General features: G+C 61.9%; 12 protein-coding genes and 1 tRNA gene. All 13 read left to right on the top strand.

From position 1 onward, the window contains the following. Positions 1 to 81 precede the first annotated feature (81 nt). The 13 genes from LIG30_RS20995 (at position 82) to fusA (ending at position 17870) form a co-directional block, all read left to right on the top strand. Positions 82 to 157, top strand: a tRNA-Trp gene (locus LIG30_RS20995). A 39-nt stretch (positions 158 to 196) separates the two neighbouring features. Continuing rightward, positions 197 to 577, top strand: coding sequence for a preprotein translocase subunit SecE (gene secE, locus LIG30_RS20990; protein WP_038715109.1), 381 nt, complete (start codon positions 197 to 199; stop codon positions 575 to 577). Between the two features lies 1 nt (position 578). Beyond that, positions 579 to 1136, top strand: coding sequence for a transcription termination/antitermination protein NusG (gene nusG, locus LIG30_RS20985; protein WP_038715106.1), 558 nt, complete (start codon positions 579 to 581; stop codon positions 1134 to 1136). Between the two features lie 142 nt (positions 1137 to 1278). Further along, positions 1279 to 1710, top strand: a complete 432-nt coding sequence (gene rplK, locus LIG30_RS20980) for a 50S ribosomal protein L11 (RefSeq protein ID WP_006753591.1) — start codon at positions 1279 to 1281, stop codon at positions 1708 to 1710. Then, positions 1711 to 2409, top strand: a complete 699-nt coding sequence (gene rplA, locus LIG30_RS20975; RefSeq protein ID WP_017333534.1) for a 50S ribosomal protein L1 — start codon at positions 1711 to 1713, stop codon at positions 2407 to 2409. A 292-nt stretch (positions 2410 to 2701) separates the two neighbouring features. After that, positions 2702 to 3199 carry a 50S ribosomal protein L10 gene (rplJ, locus tag LIG30_RS20970; protein WP_038715103.1) on the top strand — a complete coding sequence of 166 codons (498 nt, stop codon included), beginning with the start codon at positions 2702 to 2704 and terminating at the stop codon, positions 3197 to 3199. 63 nt (positions 3200 to 3262) lie between these two features. Then, complete coding sequence (rplL, locus tag LIG30_RS20965; RefSeq protein WP_011350669.1) at positions 3263 to 3637, top strand: 50S ribosomal protein L7/L12; 375 nt, start codon at positions 3263 to 3265, stop codon at positions 3635 to 3637. Between the two features lie 377 nt (positions 3638 to 4014). Beyond that, the gene (gene rpoB / locus LIG30_RS20960) at positions 4015 to 8121 is read left to right on the top strand and encodes a DNA-directed RNA polymerase subunit beta (RefSeq protein ID WP_038715102.1); all 4107 of its coding nucleotides are present in this window, start codon (positions 4015 to 4017) and stop codon (positions 8119 to 8121) included. A 21-nt stretch (positions 8122 to 8142) separates the two neighbouring features. Beyond that, positions 8143 to 12384, top strand: a complete 4242-nt coding sequence (gene rpoC, locus LIG30_RS20955; RefSeq protein ID WP_038715101.1) for a DNA-directed RNA polymerase subunit beta' — start codon at positions 8143 to 8145, stop codon at positions 12382 to 12384. A gap of 174 nt (positions 12385 to 12558) precedes the next feature. Next, complete coding sequence (gene recQ, locus LIG30_RS20950) at positions 12559 to 14406, top strand: DNA helicase RecQ (RefSeq protein WP_038715100.1); 1848 nt, start codon at positions 12559 to 12561, stop codon at positions 14404 to 14406. 215 nt (positions 14407 to 14621) lie between these two features. Next, positions 14622 to 15002, top strand: a complete 381-nt coding sequence (gene rpsL, locus LIG30_RS20945; RefSeq protein WP_006400662.1) for a 30S ribosomal protein S12 — start codon at positions 14622 to 14624, stop codon at positions 15000 to 15002. Positions 15003 to 15173: 171 nt separating this feature from the next. Continuing rightward, positions 15174 to 15644 (top strand): 30S ribosomal protein S7, encoded by a 471-nt coding sequence (gene rpsG / locus LIG30_RS20940; RefSeq protein ID WP_004198359.1) that lies wholly within the window; start codon positions 15174 to 15176, stop codon positions 15642 to 15644. A gap of 123 nt (positions 15645 to 15767) precedes the next feature. Next, positions 15768 to 17870 (top strand): elongation factor G, encoded by a 2103-nt coding sequence (fusA, locus tag LIG30_RS20935; protein WP_038715098.1) that lies wholly within the window; start codon positions 15768 to 15770, stop codon positions 17868 to 17870. The last annotated feature ends 75 nt before the right edge of the window (positions 17871 to 17945 follow it).

Raw genomic sequence — 17945 nt, 5'->3', positions numbered from 1 at the left:
GTCGCAAAGATCATCGAGTAAGCCAGTTATTCGTTGATCCGACAGTTTTGGGGCTGGCATCAGCCGGCCCCAACATGGTTTAGGGGTATAGCTCAACTGGCAGAGCGTCGGTCTCCAAAACCGAAGGTTGGGGGTTCGATTCCCTCTGCCCCTGCCAAAAAAGCCACGTTCAACGTGGCATTTGTTTTAAGGTGTTATGGCGAATCCATCCGTCGAAACTGTAAATACCTCTGGCGACAAGCTGATGCTGGCCGTGGGTGTATTGTTGGTCTTGGCCGGATTCGTGGGCTTCTTCTGGCTCGGTGGTCAGGAGTGGTACGTCCGCGGTGCCGCGTTGGCGGTGGGGTTGATCGCCGGTGTGGCCGTTGGACTGATGTCCGCGCCTGGCAAGGGCTTGATCGCGTTTGCCAAGGACTCGTACAAGGAAGTCCGCAAGGTCGTTTGGCCAACCCGAAAGGAAGCAACGCAAACCACACTCGTCGTGTTCGGTTTCGTGCTGGTGATGGCAATTTTCCTCTGGTTGAGCGATAAATCCATCGAGTGGGTGATTTTCTCGGCGATTCTGGGTTGGAAATGATATGAGCGATACTCCGGCATCCCCGAGCGGAAAGCGTTGGTACGTGGTGCACGCCTACTCCGGCATGGAGAAGAGCGTGCAACGTGCGCTTCAAGAGCGCATCGAACGTGCTGGCATGCAAGACAAATTCGGTCAGATCCTGGTTCCGACCGAAGAAGTGGTCGAAGTCAGAGGCGGCCACAAGGCTGTGACTGAGCGTCGTTTCTTCCCCGGCTATGTGCTGGTGGAAATGGAAATGACGGACGAAACGTGGCACCTCGTGAAGAACACTGCGAAGGTCACCGGTTTTGTCGGCGGTGCGCGTAACCGCCCGAGCCCGATTTCCCCGAAGGAAGTCGAGAAGATCATGTCGCAGATGCAGGAAGGCGTCGAGAAGCCGCGCCCCAAGACCCTGTTCGAGGTGGGCGAGATGGTTCGGGTCAAGGAAGGCCCCTTCACGGACTTCAATGGCACCGTCGAAGAAGTGAATTACGAAAAATCGCGCGTGCGTGTGTCGGTCACCATCTTCGGTCGTGCAACTCCGGTCGAGCTCGAATTCGGCCAGGTCGAAAAAGTCTAATCCCGATTCGGTGGGCAGCCTCGGCTGCCCGCCTTCGCGCTTACGGTCCGCGTCATGACCGTTGAGGAGCGTCAGTAGCGTCGCCGCGAACGCGCGTTATCACTCATCGAACGCCTCCTCGGCGTTCCTACGAGGTTTTCAAATGGCAAAGAAGATTGTCGGCTTTATCAAGCTGCAGATTCCTGCAGGTAAAGCCAACCCGTCGCCGCCGGTCGGTCCGGCACTGGGCCAGCGCGGCCTGAACATCATGGAGTTCTGCAAGGCGTTCAACGCGCAGACTCAAGGCATGGAGCCGGGTCTGCCGGTGCCGGTCGTCATCACGGCATTCGCTGACAAGAGCTTCACGTTCGTGATGAAGACGCCGCCGGCGACCGTCCTGATCAAGAAGGCGGCGAAGGTGGACAAGGGCTCGAGCAAGCCGCACACCGACAAGGTCGGTTCGATCACGCGCGCTCAAGCCGAAGAAATCGCGAAGACCAAGATGCCGGACCTCACGGCAGCTGATCTGGACGCAGCCGTTCGCACCATCGCTGGTAGCGCACGCTCGATGGGCATCACTGTGGAGGGCGTGTAAATGGCTAAGATCTCCAAGCGCCGTCAGGCATTTGCCGCCAAGGTCGACCGTCAGAAGCTGTACGCGATCGAAGACGCACTCGCCCTCGTGAAGGAATGCGCGAGCGCGAAGTTCAACGAGTCGATCGACGTCGCAGTCCAGCTCGGCATCGACGCGAAGAAGTCGGACCAGGTCGTTCGCGGTTCGGTCGTCCTGCCGGCAGGCACGGGCAAGTCGGTTCGCGTTGCCGTGTTCGCGCAAGGCGAGAAGGCCGAGCAAGCACGCGCAGCAGGCGCTGAAATCGTCGGTATGGAAGACCTCGCCGAGCAGATCAAGGCCGGCCAGATGGACTTCGACATCGTGATCGCGTCGCCGGACACGATGCGTATCGTCGGTACGCTGGGTCAGATCCTCGGCCCGCGCGGCCTGATGCCGAACCCGAAGGTCGGCACCGTGACGCCGGACGTCGCGACCGCCGTGAAGAACGCGAAGGCTGGTCAGGTCCAGTTCCGTGTCGACAAGGCAGGTATCATCCACGCAACGATCGGCCGTGCATCGTTCGAGTCGACCGCGCTGCGTTCGAACCTGTCGGCGCTGATCGAAGCGCTGCAGAAGGCGAAGCCGGCAACGAGCAAGGGCGTCTACCTGCGCAAGATCGCACTGTCGAGCACGATGGGCGTCGGCGTGCGTGTCGACCAGGCTACGCTGGCCGCGCAGTAAGCAAGAAATTCGGGCCGCTTTGCGAAGCGGCCCAACTGGGCTTTGGGCGGTTGCCCGCGCAGTGAGGCGGGCAGCCGGTTATCAAAGACCGTTGGTGGGAGCGCCGCAGTCAGGCAATCCCTTAATTCAAGCCAACGCAGATGGCGAACCCGAAAAAGTTTTGCAGTGGTGAAGCCGCAGGCCGTGAAGCGATTCGCGGCGTGAGGTGGAAATACTCCTAACGAGTCGGACGCCGTTGTTGACCGAGGTACGCGAGGCATCATGCCGAACGTATCGTTTCTGGAGGCTAACCGTGCCGCTTAATAGAGAAGACAAGCAAGCCGTCGTCGCTGAGGTTGCCGCGCAAGTCGCGAAGGCCCAGACCGTTGTGCTGGCTGAGTATCGTGGAATTGCGGTTGGCGATCTGACCAAGCTGCGCGCGAAGGCGCGTGAGCAACAGGTTTACCTGCGCGTGTTGAAGAACACGCTGGCGCGTCGCGCCGTCGAAGGTACGCCGTTTGCTCCGCTGGCAGAGCAGATGACTGGCCCCCTGATCTACGGCATCTCGGAAGATGCAATTGCTGCTGCTAAGGTCGTCAACGACTTCAGCAAGAGCAATGACAAGTTGGTCATCAAGGCTGGTTCGTTCGATGGCAAGGTGATGGACAAGGCTGGCGTGCAAGCGCTGGCAAGCATCCCGAGCCGCGAAGAACTGCTCTCGAAGCTGCTGTTCGTTATGCAATCGCCTGTTTCGGGCTTCGCGCGCGCTCTCGCCGCGCTGGCCGAGAAGAAGCAAGCAGAAGCTGCGTAAGCGAACATGCATCAGCGTTATTGATCGCTGGCTGTATCCGAATTCAATTTAGGAGTATTTCAAATGGCAATCGCAAAAGAAGACATCCTGGCAGCAGTCGAAGGGATGACCGTTCTGGAACTGAACGAACTGGTCAAGGCATTCGAAGAGAAGTTTGGCGTGTCGGCAGCTGCAGTGGCAGTCGCTGGCCCGGCAGGCGGCGGCGCTGCTGCTGCTGCTGAAGAGCAGACCGAATTCACGGTCATGCTGCTCGAAGCAGGCGGCAACAAGGTTGCAGTCATCAAGGCCGTTCGCGAACTGACGGGCCTGGGCCTGAAGGAAGCGAAGGATCTGGTTGACGGCGCACCGAAGCCCGTCAAGGAAGCGGTGCCCAAGGCTGCTGCTGACGAAGCCAAGAAGAAGCTGGAAGACGCGGGCGCGAAGGCCGAAATCAAGTAAGTTTCGGCGCGCTGTGCGAAGGCTGGCGGTATTTTCACCGCCGGCCTTTTTGTGCTTTGTGGGGACGTTATTCTGGCACTCATTCGTGAGCCCGAATAATTGGCCCCAGAAGCCAAAGAAAACCGCCTGATCGTTGTCATTGGTCACGATTGGCGGTTCTCTTTGTCTTCTGAAGCGACTGCAGAAGGCAAGTTTGGTCGGGTAGCGGGCAACACAGGCATCCGCTGCCGTCAGCCAGCGGTTGGTAGCGGCCAACCACCAAGCTTCTCGGCTCGTTCAAGCCGTCGGACGGCCATCGGGTTTCAGTCGGTGAACACACGGGTTTGAAACGTCCAGGTATCCCGCCTCGATGGCACCCGCCGTGATTCGGAGATCGTATGCAATATTCCTTCACCGAGAAGAAGCGCATTCGCAAGAGTTTCGCGAAGCGCCCCATCGTTCACCAAGTTCCTTTCCTGCTGGCTACCCAGCTTGAATCATTCAGCACGTTTCTGCAAGCCGAAGTTCCGCTGGCACAACGCAAGCCTGAAGGTTTGCAGGCCGCTTTCACATCGGTATTTCCGATTGTTTCGCACAACGGCTTTGCGCGTCTCGAGTTCGTGAGCTTTGCGCTGTCCACGCCGGCATTCAACATCAAGGAATGCCAACAGCGCGGCCTGACGTACTGCTCCGCGCTGCGCGCGAAGGTTCGGCTCGTGATTCTCGACAAGGAGTCGCCGAACAAGCCGGTCGTCAAGGAAGTGAAGGAGCAGGAAGTGTACATGGGCGAAATTCCGCTCATGACGCCGACGGGCTCGTTCGTCATCAACGGCACCGAGCGTGTGATCGTCTCGCAGCTGCACCGCTCGCCGGGCGTGTTCTTCGAGCACGACAAGGGCAAGACCCACAGCTCGGGCAAGCTGCTGTTCTCCGCGCGGATCATTCCTTACCGCGGCTCGTGGCTCGACTTCGAATTCGACCCGAAGGACATCCTGTACTTCCGCGTCGACCGCCGCCGCAAGATGCCGGTCACGATCCTGCTGAAGGCCATCGGCCTCACGCCGGAACAGATCCTCGCGAACTTCTTCGTGTTCGACAACTTCACGCTGATGGACGAGGGCGCGCAGCTCGAGTTCGTGCCTGAGCGCCTGCGTGGCGAAGTCGCGCGTTTCGACATCACGGATCGCGACGGCAAGGTCATCGTCCAGAAGGACAAGCGGATCAACGCGAAGCACATCCGCGATCTCGAAAACGCGAAGACCAAGTTCATCTCGGTGCCGGAGGACTATCTGCTCGGCCGCGTGCTGGCGAAGAACGTCGTCGATGGCGACACCGGCGAAGTGATCGCGAACGCGAACGACGAAGTCACCGAAAGCGTGCTGGACAAGCTGCGCGACGCGAAGATCAAGGACATCCAGACGCTCTACACGAACGATCTGGATCAGGGTCCGTACATCTCGTCGACGCTGCGTGTCGACGAAACCGCGGACAAGACGGCCGCGCGCATCGCGATCTACCGCATGATGCGTCCGGGCGAGCCGCCGACCGAAGAAGCGGTCGAAGCGCTGTTCAACCGTCTGTTCTACAGCGAAGACGCGTACGACCTGTCGAAGGTCGGCCGCATGAAGTTCAACCGCCGCGTCGGCCGTGACGAGATCACCGGCCCGATGACGCTGCTGGACGACGACATCCTCGCGACGATCAAGATCCTCGTTGAGCTGCGCAACGGCAAGGGCGAAGTCGACGATATCGACCACCTCGGCAACCGTCGCGTGCGCTGCGTCGGCGAACTGGCGGAAAACCAGTTCCGTGCAGGTCTCGTGCGCGTCGAGCGCGCGGTCAAGGAACGCCTCGGCCAGGCCGAAAGCGAAAACCTGATGCCGCACGACCTGATCAACTCGAAGCCGATTTCGTCGGCGATCCGCGAGTTCTTCGGTTCGTCGCAGCTGTCGCAGTTCATGGACCAGACCAACCCGCTGTCGGAAATCACGCACAAGCGCCGCGTTTCCGCACTGGGCCCGGGCGGCCTGACGCGCGAGCGCGCGGGCTTCGAAGTCCGCGACGTGCACCCGACCCACTATGGCCGCGTGTGCCCGATCGAAACGCCGGAAGGTCCGAACATCGGTCTGATCAACTCGCTGGCGCTGTACGCGCACCTGAACGAGTACGGCTTCCTCGAAACGCCGTACCGCAAGGTCGTGGACGGCAAGGTAACCGACCAGATCGACTATCTGTCGGCGATCGAGGAAGGTCGCTACATGATCGCGCAGGCGAACGCCGGGATCGACGACGGCGGCCAGCTGATCGATGAACTGGTGTCGTCGCGTGAAGCCGGCGAAACGATGATGGTCACGCCGGACCGCATCCAGTACATGGACGTGGCGCCGTCGCAGATCGTGTCGGTTGCAGCCTCGCTGATTCCGTTCCTCGAGCACGATGACGCGAACCGTGCACTGATGGGCTCGAACATGCAGCGTCAGGCCGTGCCGTGTCTGCGTCCGGAGAAACCGGTCGTCGGTACGGGCATCGAGCGTACCTGCGCGGTCGACTCGGGCACGACGGTTCAGGCGTATCGCGGCGGCGTCGTCGACTACGTCGACGCGGGCCGTATCGTGATTCGCGTGAACGACGACGAAGCGGTCGCGGGTGAGGTCGGTGTCGACATCTACAACCTGATCAAGTACACGCGTTCGAACCAGAACACGAACATCAACCAGCGTCCGATCGTGAAGATGGGCGACAAGGTCTCGCGCGGCGACGTGCTGGCCGACGGCGCATCGACGGACCTGGGCGAGCTCGCGCTCGGCCAGAACATGCTGATTGCGTTCATGCCGTGGAACGGCTACAACTTCGAGGATTCGATCCTGATCTCGGAGAAGGTCGTGGCCGACGATCGCTACACGTCGATCCACATCGAAGAGCTGAACGTCGTCGCTCGCGACACGAAGCTCGGGCCGGAAGAAATCACGCGCGACATCTCGAACCTGGCGGAAGTCCAGCTCGGCCGTCTCGACGAATCGGGCATCGTGTACATCGGTGCGGAAGTCGAAGCGGGCGACGTGCTGGTCGGCAAGGTGACGCCGAAGGGCGAAACCCAGCTCACGCCGGAAGAAAAGCTGCTGCGCGCGATCTTCGGCGAGAAGGCGTCGGACGTGAAGGACACGTCGCTGCGCGTGCCGTCGGGCATGAGCGGCACCGTGATCGACGTCCAGGTCTTCACGCGTGAAGGCATCCAGCGCGACAAGCGTGCACAACAGATCATCGACGACGAACTGAAGCGCTATCGCCTCGACCTGAACGACCAGCTGCGCATCGTGGAAGGCGACGCGTTCCAGCGTCTCGCGCGCATGCTCGTCGGCAAGGTCGCGAACGGCGGTCCGAAGAAGCTCGCGAAGGGCACGAAGATCGACCAGGCGTACCTGGAAGACCTCGATCACTACCACTGGTTCGACATCCGCCTCGCGGACGACGAAGCAGCGGTGCAGCTCGAAGCGATCAAGAACTCGATCGAAGAGAAGCGTCACCAGTTCGACCTCGCGTTCGAAGAGAAGCGCAAGAAGCTCACGCAAGGCGACGAACTGCCGCCGGGCGTGCTGAAGATGGTCAAGGTGTACCTCGCGGTGAAGCGCCGTCTGCAGCCTGGCGACAAGATGGCAGGCCGTCACGGTAACAAGGGTGTCGTGTCGAAGATCGTTCCGGTCGAAGACATGCCGTACATGGCAGATGGCCGTCCGGCCGACGTCGTGCTGAACCCGCTCGGCGTCCCGTCGCGGATGAACGTGGGTCAGGTTCTGGAAGTGCACCTCGGCTGGGCCGCGAAGGGTCTCGGCTGGCGTATCGGCGAAATGCTGCAGCGTCAGGCGAAGATCGAGGAGCTGCGTGTATTCCTGACGAAGATCTACAACGAGTCGGGCCGCGCGGAAGACCTGGAAAGCTTCACGGACGAGGAAATCCTCGAACTGGCGAAGAACCTGCGCGAAGGCGTGCCGTTCGCAACGCCGGTGTTCGACGGTGCGACCGAAGAAGAAATGTCGAAGATGCTCGACCTGGCGTTCCCGGACGCGATCGCGGAGCAGCTCGGCATGAACGAGTCGAAGAACCAGGTTCGCCTGTACGACGGCCGCACCGGCGAGATGTTCGAACGCCGCGTGACGCTGGGCTACATGCACTACCTGAAGCTGCACCACTTGGTCGACGACAAGATGCACGCGCGTTCGACGGGCCCGTACTCGCTCGTGACGCAGCAGCCGCTGGGCGGTAAGGCGCAGTTCGGTGGCCAGCGTTTCGGTGAAATGGAAGTGTGGGCACTTGAAGCGTACGGCGCGTCCTACGTGCTGCAGGAAATGCTGACGGTGAAGTCGGACGACGTGAACGGTCGGACCAAGGTTTATGAGAACCTGGTCAAGGGCGATCATGTGATCGACGCCGGCATGCCGGAATCCTTCAACGTGCTGGTGAAGGAAATCCGCTCGCTCGGTATCGACATCGATCTCGACCGCAATTAATCGGACTACGGAGAGAAAGCAATGAAAGCTCTGCTCGATCTATTCAAGCAAGTCCAACAAGAAGAAGTTTTCGACGCGATCAAGATCGGTCTGGCCTCGCCGGACAAGATCCGCTCGTGGTCGTTCGGCGAAGTGAAGAAGCCGGAGACCATCAACTACCGCACGTTCAAGCCGGAACGCGACGGTCTGTTCTGCGCGAAGATCTTCGGGCCGATCAAGGACTACGAGTGCCTGTGCGGCAAGTACAAGCGCCTGAAGCACCGTGGCGTGATCTGTGAGAAGTGCGGCGTCGAAGTGACGCTCGCGAAGGTGCGTCGCGAACGCATGGGCCACATCGAGCTGGCCTCGCCGGTCGCGCACATCTGGTTCCTGAAGTCGCTGCCGTCGCGTCTGGGCATGGTGCTCGACATGACGCTGCGCGACATCGAGCGCGTGCTGTACTTCGAAGCGTACGTGGTGATCGAACCGGGCATGACGCCGCTGAAGGCGCGTCAGATCATGACCGAAGAGGATTACTACAACAAGGTCGAGGAATACGGCGACGAATTCCGTGCCGAGATGGGCGCGGAAGGCGTGCGCGAGCTGCTGCGCGCGATCAACATCGACGAGCAGGTCGAGACGCTGCGTGCCGAGCTGAAGAACACCGGTTCGGAAGCGAAGATCAAGAAGTACGCGAAGCGCCTGAAGGTCCTCGAGGCCTTCCAGCGTTCGGGCATCAAGCCGGAATGGATGATTCTCGAAGTGCTGCCGGTGCTGCCGCCGGAACTGCGTCCGCTGGTGCCGCTGGACGGCGGCCGCTTCGCGACGTCGGACCTGAACGACCTGTACCGCCGCGTGATCAACCGTAACAACCGGTTGAAGCGTCTGCTCGAGCTGAAGGCGCCGGAAATCATCGTCCGCAACGAAAAGCGGATGCTGCAGGAAGCCGTCGACTCGCTGCTCGACAACGGCCGCCGTGGCAAGGCGATGACGGGCGCGAACAAGCGTCCGCTGAAGTCGCTCGCGGACATGATCAAGGGCAAGGGCGGCCGCTTCCGTCAGAACCTGCTCGGTAAGCGCGTCGACTACTCGGGCCGTTCGGTGATCGTGGTCGGCCCGACGCTGAAGCTGCACCAGTGCGGTCTGCCGAAGCTGATGGCGCTCGAGCTGTTCAAGCCGTTCATCTTCAACAAGCTCGAAGTGATGGGCGTCGCGACGACCATCAAGGCAGCGAAGAAGGAAGTCGAGAACCAGACGCCGGTGGTGTGGGACATCCTCGAAGAGGTGATCCGCGAGCACCCGGTGATGCTGAACCGCGCGCCGACGCTGCACCGTCTCGGTATCCAGGCATTCGAGCCGGTGCTGATCGAAGGCAAGGCGATCCAGCTGCACCCGCTCGTCTGCGCGGCGTTCAACGCCGACTTCGACGGTGACCAGATGGCCGTCCACGTGCCGCTGTCGCTCGAAGCGCAGATGGAAGCGCGCACGCTGATGCTCGCATCGAACAACGTCCTGTTCCCGGCGAACGGCGATCCGTCGATCGTGCCGTCGCAGGATATCGTGCTGGGCCTGTACTACGCGACCCGCGAAGCGGTCAACGCGAAGGGCGAAGGCATGACGTTCACGGGCGTGTCGGAAGCGCTGCGTGCATACGAGAACAAGGAAGTCGAGCTGGCGTCGCGCGTCAACGTGCGGATCACCGAAATGGTCCGCAACGAGGACACGTCGGAAGGCGCGCCGCAGTTCGTGCCGAAGATCTCGCTGTACGCGACGACCGTCGGCCGCGCGATCCTGTCGGAGATCCTGCCGCACGGCCTGCCGTTCTCGGTGCTGAACAAGCCGCTGAAGAAGAAGGAAATCTCGCGCCTCATCAACACCGCGTTCCGCAAGTGCGGCCTGCGTGCGACGGTCGTGTTCGCCGATCAGCTGATGCAGTCGGGTTTCCGTCTCGCGACGCGCGCCGGCATCTCGATCTGCGTGGACGACATGCTCGTGCCGCCGCAGAAGGAAACGATCGTCGGCGACGCCGCGAAGAAGGTGAAGGAATACGACCGTCAGTACATGTCGGGTCTCGTCACCGCGCAGGAACGCTACAACAACGTGGTCGACATCTGGTCGGCGACGTCGGAAGCGGTCGGCAAGGCGATGATGGAGCAGCTGTCGACGGAGCCGGTGACGGACCGCGACGGCAACGAAACGCGCCAGGAATCGTTCAACTCGATCTACATGATGGCCGACTCGGGCGCCCGGGGTTCCGCGGTGCAGATTCGTCAGCTGGCCGGTATGCGCGGCCTGATGGCGAAGCCGGACGGCTCGATTATCGAGACGCCGATTACCGCGAACTTCCGCGAAGGCCTGAACGTATTGCAGTACTTCATCTCGACCCACGGTGCACGTAAGGGTCTGGCTGATACGGCACTGAAGACCGCGAACTCGGGTTACCTGACGCGTCGTCTCGTCGACGTCACGCAGGATCTGGTGGTGGTCGAGGACGATTGCGGTACGTCGAACGGCGTCGCGATGAAGGCGCTGGTCGAAGGCGGTGAAGTCGTCGAAGCGCTGCGCGACCGTATTCTCGGCCGCGTCGCGGTGGCGGACGTCGTGAATCCGGAAACGCAGGAAACGCTGTACGAATCGGGCACGCTGCTCGATGAAACCGCGGTCGAAGACATCGAGCGCCTCGGCATCGACGAAGTGCGCGTGCGCACGCCGCTGACCTGCGAAACGCGTTACGGCCTGTGCGCGGCCTGCTACGGCCGCGACCTCGGCCGCGGCTCGCTCGTGAACGTCGGCGAAGCGGTCGGCGTGATCGCGGCGCAATCGATCGGTGAGCCGGGCACGCAGCTGACGATGCGTACGTTCCACATCGGTGGTGCGGCATCGCGTGCGGCAGTGGCATCGTCGGTCGAAGCGAAGAGCAACGGTATCGTGCGCTTCACGGCCACGATGCGTTACGTGACCAACGCGAAGGGCGAGCAGATCGTCATCTCGCGTTCGGGCGAGGCGTTGATCACCGACGATTTCGGCCGAGAGCGCGAGCGCCACAAAGTGCCGTACGGCGCGACACTGCTGCAGCTCGACGGCGCGACCATCAAGGCCGGTACGCAGCTCGCCACGTGGGACCCGATGACGCGTCCGATCATCACCGAGTACGGCGGTACGGTGAAGTTCGAGAACGTCGAGGAAGGCGTGACGGTCGCGAAGCAGATCGACGACGTGACGGGCCTGTCGACGCTCGTCGTGATCGACGTGAAGCGCCGTGGTTCGCAGGCGTCGAAGAGCGTGCGCCCGCAGGTGAAGCTGCTTGACGCGAACGGCGAGGAAGTGAAGATCCCGGGCACGGAACACGCGGTGCAGATCGGCTTCCAGGTCGGCGCGCTGATCACCGTGAAGGATGGCCAGCAGGTGCAGGTGGGTGAAGTGCTCGCACGTATCCCGACCGAAGCGCAGAAGACGCGTGACATTACCGGCGGTCTGCCGCGGGTGGCGGAGCTGTTCGAAGCGCGTTCGCCGAAGGATGCGGGCATTCTCGCGGAAGTCACCGGCACGACGTCGTTCGGCAAGGACACGAAGGGCAAGCAGCGTCTCGTCATCACGGATCTCGAAGGCAACCAGCACGAGTTCCTGATCGCGAAGGAAAAGCAGGTGCTGGTCCACGACGCCCAGGTCGTCAACAAGGGCGAAATGATCGTGGACGGCCCGGCCGATCCGCACGACATCCTGCGTCTGCAGGGTATCGAGGCGCTGTCGCGCTACATCGTCGACGAAGTGCAGGACGTGTACCGTCTGCAGGGCGTGAAGATCAACGACAAGCACATCGAGGTGATCGTTCGCCAGATGCTGCGTCGTGTGCAGATCACCGACAACGGCGATACGCGCTTCATTCCGGGCGAGCAGGTCGAGCGTTCGGACATGCTGGACGAAAACGACCGCATGATCGCCGAAGACAAGCGCCCGGCGTCGTACGACAACGTGCTGCTCGGTATCACGAAGGCGTCGCTGTCGACCGACTCGTTCATCTCCGCGGCATCGTTCCAGGAAACGACCCGCGTGCTGACCGAGGCGGCGATCATGGGCAAGCGCGACGATCTGCGTGGCCTGAAGGAAAACGTGATCGTCGGCCGTCTGATCCCGGCCGGTACCGGTCTCGCGTTCCACAAGGCGCGCAAGAGCAGGGAAGCGTCGGATCGCGAGCGTTTCGACCAGATCGCAGCGGAAGAAGCGTTCGACTTCGGCACCCCGGCTGCGCCGGCCGAAGAGCCGCAACACCCGGCAGCCGAGTAAGTGCGGGCGGCGCGAGCCGCCTCACGTCGCTGTCGCCGAAACCGCCCGGTTCCACCGGGCGGTTTTTTTTTGTCGCCACTGGCCCGATGGCCAATGTTGCGCGCGTCGCCGCGTGCCATGCGAACGGGTTGATAAAATCCGGGTCATCGATGTCTGCCGTCTTCTATTCCATTCATGTCCCGCGCGCTCGAAATTCTTGACGAAGTATTTGGCTATTCCGTGTTTCGCGGCCAGCAGGGCGAGATCGTCGAGCACGTCGCTGCCGGCGGCGACTGTCTCGTGCTGATGCCGACCGGTGGCGGCAAGTCGCTGTGCTATCAGATTCCCGCGCTGCTGCGCCGCGAGGCCGGGCATGGCGCCGGCATCGTGGTGTCGCCGCTGATCGCGCTGATGCAGGACCAGGTCGCCGCGCTGCGCGAAGTCGGCGTACGCGCGGCATACCTGAACTCGACGCTGTCCGGCCCCGAGGCGGCCGCGACCGAGCGCGCGCTGCGCGAAGGTGAGATCGACCTGCTGTACGTCGCGCCGGAGCGGTTGATGACGGGGCGCTTCCTCGATCTGCTCGAGCGCGCGAAGATCGGCCTGTTCGCGATCGATGAAGCGCATTGCGTGTCGCAGTGGGGGCACGATTTCCGGCCGGAATACATCAAGCTGTCGGTGTTGCACGAGCGGTTCCCGTCGGTGCCGCGCATCGCGCTCACTGCGACCGCGGACGCGATCACGCGCGACGAGATCGTCCATCGTCTCGCGCTCGACGACGCGCGCGTGTTCATCTCGAGCTTCGACCGGCCGAACATCCGTTACCGGATCGTCGAGAAGGACAATGCGCGCGCGCAGCTGCTCGACTTCATCCGGGCCGAGCACACGAACGCGGACGGCACGACCGACGCCGGCGTCGTGTACTGCCTGTCGCGGCGCAAGGTCGAGGAAACGGCGGAGTGGCTGAAGGCGCAGGGCGTGCGCGCGCTGCCGTATCACGCGGGAATGGAATTCGAGGTGCGCCAGAAGCACCAGGAGATGTTCCAGCGCGAAGAGGGCATCGTGATGTGCGCGACGATCGCGTTCGGGATGGGCATCGACAAGCCCGACGTGCGCTTCGTCGCCCACCTCGACCTGCCGAAGAGCGTCGAGGGCTACTACCAGGAGACGGGCCGCGCGGGCCGCGACGGGCTGCCTGCGAACGCATGGATGGCATACGGCCTCGGCGATGTCGTCCAGCAGCGCAAGATGATCGACGAATCCGACGCGGACGACGCACACAAGCGCGTGCAGACGTCGAAGCTCGACGCGCTGCTCGGCCTGTGCGAGACGATCTCGTGCCGCCGTGTGCGGCTGCTGAACTATTTCGGCGAGGCGAGCCAGCCGTGCGGCAACTGCGACACCTGCCTCGAGCCGCCCGATTCGTGGGATGCGACCCGCGAGGCGCAGATGGCGCTGTCGTGCGCGTTCCGCGCGCAGCGTGCGAGCGGCTTCAATTTCGGCGCGAGCCACCTGATCGAGATCCTGCGCGGCAGCCGCAACGAGAAGATCCTGCAGCGCGGCCACGAATCGCTCAGCACCTTCGGTATCGGCGCGTCGCTGTCCGAGCCCGAGTGGCGGGCGATTTTCCGGCAGCTGGTCGCTTACGGCTATCTCGCGGTCGACCACGGCGGTTTCGGTGCGCTGGTGCTGACCGAGGCCGCGAAGCCGGTGCTGAAAGGCGAGGAGCGGGTCACGCTGCGGCGCTACGTGAAGCCGCAGCGCGTGCGCCAGTCGTCGAGCCGCGGCGGCACGCGGGTCGATCCGACGGCCGGCATGGGCACGCGCGAGCGCGCGCGCTGGGATGCGCTGCGCGCGTGGCGCGCGGAGACCGCAAAGGCCGACGGCGTGCCGGCGTACGTGATCTTCCACGATGCGACGCTCGCGGAGATCGCGCGCAATGCACCTGAGACGATCGACGATCTGCGCCACATTCCCGGCATGGGGATCCGCAAGCTGGAGCGTTTCGGCGACGAGATCATCGACGTGATCGAGTCCGCCTGACGACGCGCCGGGCGGCGTGCCCGGGCATCGATGGAATCACGCAAGCTGTTGACTTGTTTGGTATTTCCAGAATATCATGCCAGGTTCCGGTCCTTGGTGGGTCTGGTCGCGTTCGAAAGTTCGTGCCGATTTGCGGGGTTCGGAGGTCAACCGCGCTCGATTTTCGCTTTGCCCGAAATCGATGTGCGGATTTTGTTCAATTTCAGGAATAAACAATGCCAACCATCAACCAACTGGTTCGCAAAGGCCGTCAGTCGGAAACGACGAAGAGCAAGAGCCCGGCCCTGCAGGACTGCCCCCAGCGTCGCGGCGTGTGCACGCGCGTGTACACGACGACGCCGAAGAAGCCGAACTCGGCACTCCGTAAGGTCGCCAAGGTTCGTCTGACGAACGGCTTCGAAGTGATTTCGTACATCGGCGGTGAAGGCCACAACCTGCAGGAGCACTCGGTTGTGCTGATCCGCGGCGGCCGTGTGAAGGACTTGCCGGGTGTGCGTTACCACATGGTTCGCGGCTCGCTGGATACGCAGGGCGTCAAGGACCGTAAGCAAGCGCGCTCGAAGTACGGCGCGAAGCGTGCAAAGGCTGCGAAGTAAGCAGTCTGCCATTGGAGGTCGCCTCACGGCGGTCAAGGCGGTGGTGCCGGATTGCCGGTGCTGTCGAGTAAGTGGTCACCCGGCCAAGCTGGTTAGTCGTTAGATGTGATCGGGTTAGTTGGTGGCCGCGGGGCTGGAAGCAGCTCCAACTGAACAAATAAAGGAAGAAACATGCCGCGTCGTCGCGAAGTTCCCAAGCGGGAAGTGTTGCCGGATCCGAAGTACGGCAACGTAGATGTAGCCAAGTTCATGAACATGCTGATGCTGTCCGGCAAGAAGTCGGTCGCGGAACGCATCGTTTATGGCGCATTCGAACAAATCCAGACCAAGGGTGGCAAGGACCCGCTGGAAGTGTTCACGGTTGCGCTCAACAACGTGAAGCCGGTGGTCGAAGTGAAGAGCCGTCGCGTTGGTGGTGCCAACTATCAAGTTCCGGTCGAAGTGCGCCCGTCGCGTCGTATGGCATTGGCGATGCGCTGGTTGCGTGAGGCTGCGAAGAAGCGCAGCGAGAAGTCGATGGCTCTGCGCCTGGCTGGTGAACTCTCCGAAGCGGCCGAAGGCCGTGGCGGCGCGATGAAGAAGCGCGATGAGGTTCACCGCATGGCGGAAGCCAACCGCGCGTTCTCGCATTTCCGTTTCTAAGCGCCAGGCTGGGCTTTTAGCGGAAAAAATTCCGGGCGGGTGCGCTTTTCAGGCGCCTCGCCCGTTTGTGTTCAGGCGCGATGTGGCAAGGGCCACATCGCGCCAACCCAATAGAGGATCAAAGTGGCTCGTAAGACTCCTATCGAGCGCTACCGCAATATCGGTATTAGCGCTCACATCGATGCCGGCAAGACGACGACGACCGAGCGCATTCTGTTTTACACCGGCGTGAACCACAAGATCGGTGAAGTTCACGACGGCGCAGCGACGATGGACTGGATGGAGCAGGAACAGGAACGTGGCATCACGATCACGTCCGCTGCTACCACGGCCTTCTGGAAGGGCATGGGCGGCAACTATCCGGAACACCGCATCAACATCATCGACACGCCGGGGCACGTTGACTTCACGATTGAAGTGGAGCGCTCGATGCGCGTGCTCGACGGCGCGTGCATGGTGTACTGCGCGGTGGGCGGTGTGCAGCCGCAGTCGGAAACGGTGTGGCGCCAGGCGAACAAGTACAAGGTGCCGCGTCTCGCGTTCGTCAACAAGATGGACCGTACCGGCGCGAACTTCTTCAAGGTCTACGACCAGCTCCGTCTGCGCCTGAAGGCGAACCCGGTGCCGGTGGTGGTGCCGATCGGCGCGGAAGAAAACTTCAAGGGCGTCGTCGACCTCATCAAGATGAAGGCGATCGTTTGGGACGAGGCGTCCCAAGGCACGAAGTTCGACTACGTCGACATCCCGGCTGAACTCGTCGACACGTGCAACGAGTGGCGCGAAAAGATGGTCGAGTCCGCTGCTGAAGCGAGCGAAGACCTGATGGAAAAGTACCTCGGCGGCGAAGAGCTGTCGGAGGCTGAAATCGTCAAGGCGCTGCGCGACCGTACGATCGCTTGCGAAATCCAGCCGATGCTGTGCGGTACCGCGTTCAAGAACAAGGGCGTGCAGCGCATGCTCGACGCCGTGATCGACTTCCTGCCGTCGCCGGTCGACATTCCGCCGGTTACGGGCGAACTCGAAAACGGCGAGAAGACGGAACGTCGTGCTGCCGACGACGAGAAGTTCTCTGCACTCGCGTTCAAGATCATGACCGACCCGTTCGTCGGCCAGCTGATCTTCTTCCGTGTGTACTCGGGTGTCATCAATTCGGGCGATACGCTGCTCAACGCGACCAAGGACAAGAAGGAACGTCTTGGCCGTATTCTGCAGATGCACGCGAACCAGCGCGAAGAAATCAAGGAAGTGCGCGCAGGCGATATCGCGGCGGCAGTGGGCCTGAAGGAAGCGACCACCGGCGACACGCTGTGCGATCCGGCTCACCCGATCGTGCTCGAGCGCATGATTTTCCCGGAGCCGGTGATTTCGCAGGCCGTCGAGCCGAAGACGAAGGCCGACCAGGAAAAGATGGGTCTGGCACTCAATCGTCTGGCCCAGGAAGATCCGTCGTTCCGCGTGCAGACCGACGAAGAATCGGGTCAAACGATCATTTCGGGTATGGGCGAACTGCACCTCGAAATTCTGGTCGACCGGATGAAGCGCGAGTTCGGCGTCGAAGCGACCGTCGGCAAGCCGCAGGTGGCGTACCGCGAAACCATTCGCAAGTCGGCAGCGGATGTCGAAGGCAAGTTCGTCAAGCAGTCGGGCGGCCGCGGTCAGTATGGCCACGCAGTCATTACGCTTGAGCGCAGCGAGCAAGGCAAGGGTTACGAGTTCGTCGACGCGATCAAGGGTGGCGTGATCCCGCGCGAATTCATTCCTTCGGTCGACAAGGGTATCCAGGAAACGCTGAAGAGCGGCGTGATGGCCGGCTTCCCGGTGGTCGACGTCAAGGTCACGCTGACGTTCGGTTCGTACCACGACGTCGACTCGAACGAAAATGCGTTCCGCATGGCCGGTTCGATGGCGTTCAAGGAAGCAATGCGCCGCGCCGACCCGGTTCTGCTCGAGCCGATGATGGCGGTGGAAGTGGAAACGCCCGAAGACTACATGGGCAACGTGATGGGCGACCTGTCGGGCCGTCGCGGCATCGTTCAGGGCATGGACGACATGGTCGGCGGTGGCAAGATCGTGCGCGCGGAAGTTCCGCTGTCGGAAATGTTCGGTTATTCGACGTCGCTGCGCTCGCTGACGCAAGGTCGTGCAACGTACACGATGGAGTTCAAGCACTACGCTGAAGCTCCGAAGAACGTTGCCGACGCGATCATCAGCGCGAAGTCGAAGTAAATCTGCATCTACCAACCGATTATTTTTTGAAAGAAGAGAGTCATGGCAAAAGGTAAATTTGAGCGGACCAAGCCG

Source organism: Burkholderia sp. lig30, assembly GCF_000687455.2.
Classification (GTDB): Bacteria; Pseudomonadota; Gammaproteobacteria; order Burkholderiales; family Burkholderiaceae; genus Burkholderia.
Note: the sequence above shows the minus strand (reverse complement) of the source record. Positions and strands in the feature narration are given on the sequence as shown.

Excerpts from the sequence above, each read along its gene's own strand:
- rplA (WP_017333534.1), top strand. The coding sequence starts at position 1,711 with ATGGCTAAGATCTCCAAGCGCCGTCAGGCATTTGCCGCCAAGGTCGAC.
- rplL (WP_011350669.1), top strand. The coding sequence starts at position 3,263 with ATGGCAATCGCAAAAGAAGACATCCTGGCAGCAGTCGAAGGGATGACC.
- rpsG (WP_004198359.1), top strand. The coding sequence starts at position 15,174 with ATGCCGCGTCGTCGCGAAGTTCCCAAGCGGGAAGTGTTGCCGGATCCG.
- rpoB (WP_038715102.1), top strand. The coding sequence starts at position 4,015 with ATGCAATATTCCTTCACCGAGAAGAAGCGCATTCGCAAGAGTTTCGCG.
- rplK (WP_006753591.1), top strand. The coding sequence starts at position 1,279 with ATGGCAAAGAAGATTGTCGGCTTTATCAAGCTGCAGATTCCTGCAGGT.
- recQ (WP_038715100.1), top strand. The coding sequence starts at position 12,559 with ATGTCCCGCGCGCTCGAAATTCTTGACGAAGTATTTGGCTATTCCGTG.
- nusG (WP_038715106.1), top strand. The coding sequence starts at position 579 with ATGAGCGATACTCCGGCATCCCCGAGCGGAAAGCGTTGGTACGTGGTG.
- rpsL (WP_006400662.1), top strand. The coding sequence starts at position 14,622 with ATGCCAACCATCAACCAACTGGTTCGCAAAGGCCGTCAGTCGGAAACG.
- rpoC (WP_038715101.1), top strand. The coding sequence starts at position 8,143 with ATGAAAGCTCTGCTCGATCTATTCAAGCAAGTCCAACAAGAAGAAGTT.
- secE (WP_038715109.1), top strand. The coding sequence starts at position 197 with ATGGCGAATCCATCCGTCGAAACTGTAAATACCTCTGGCGACAAGCTG.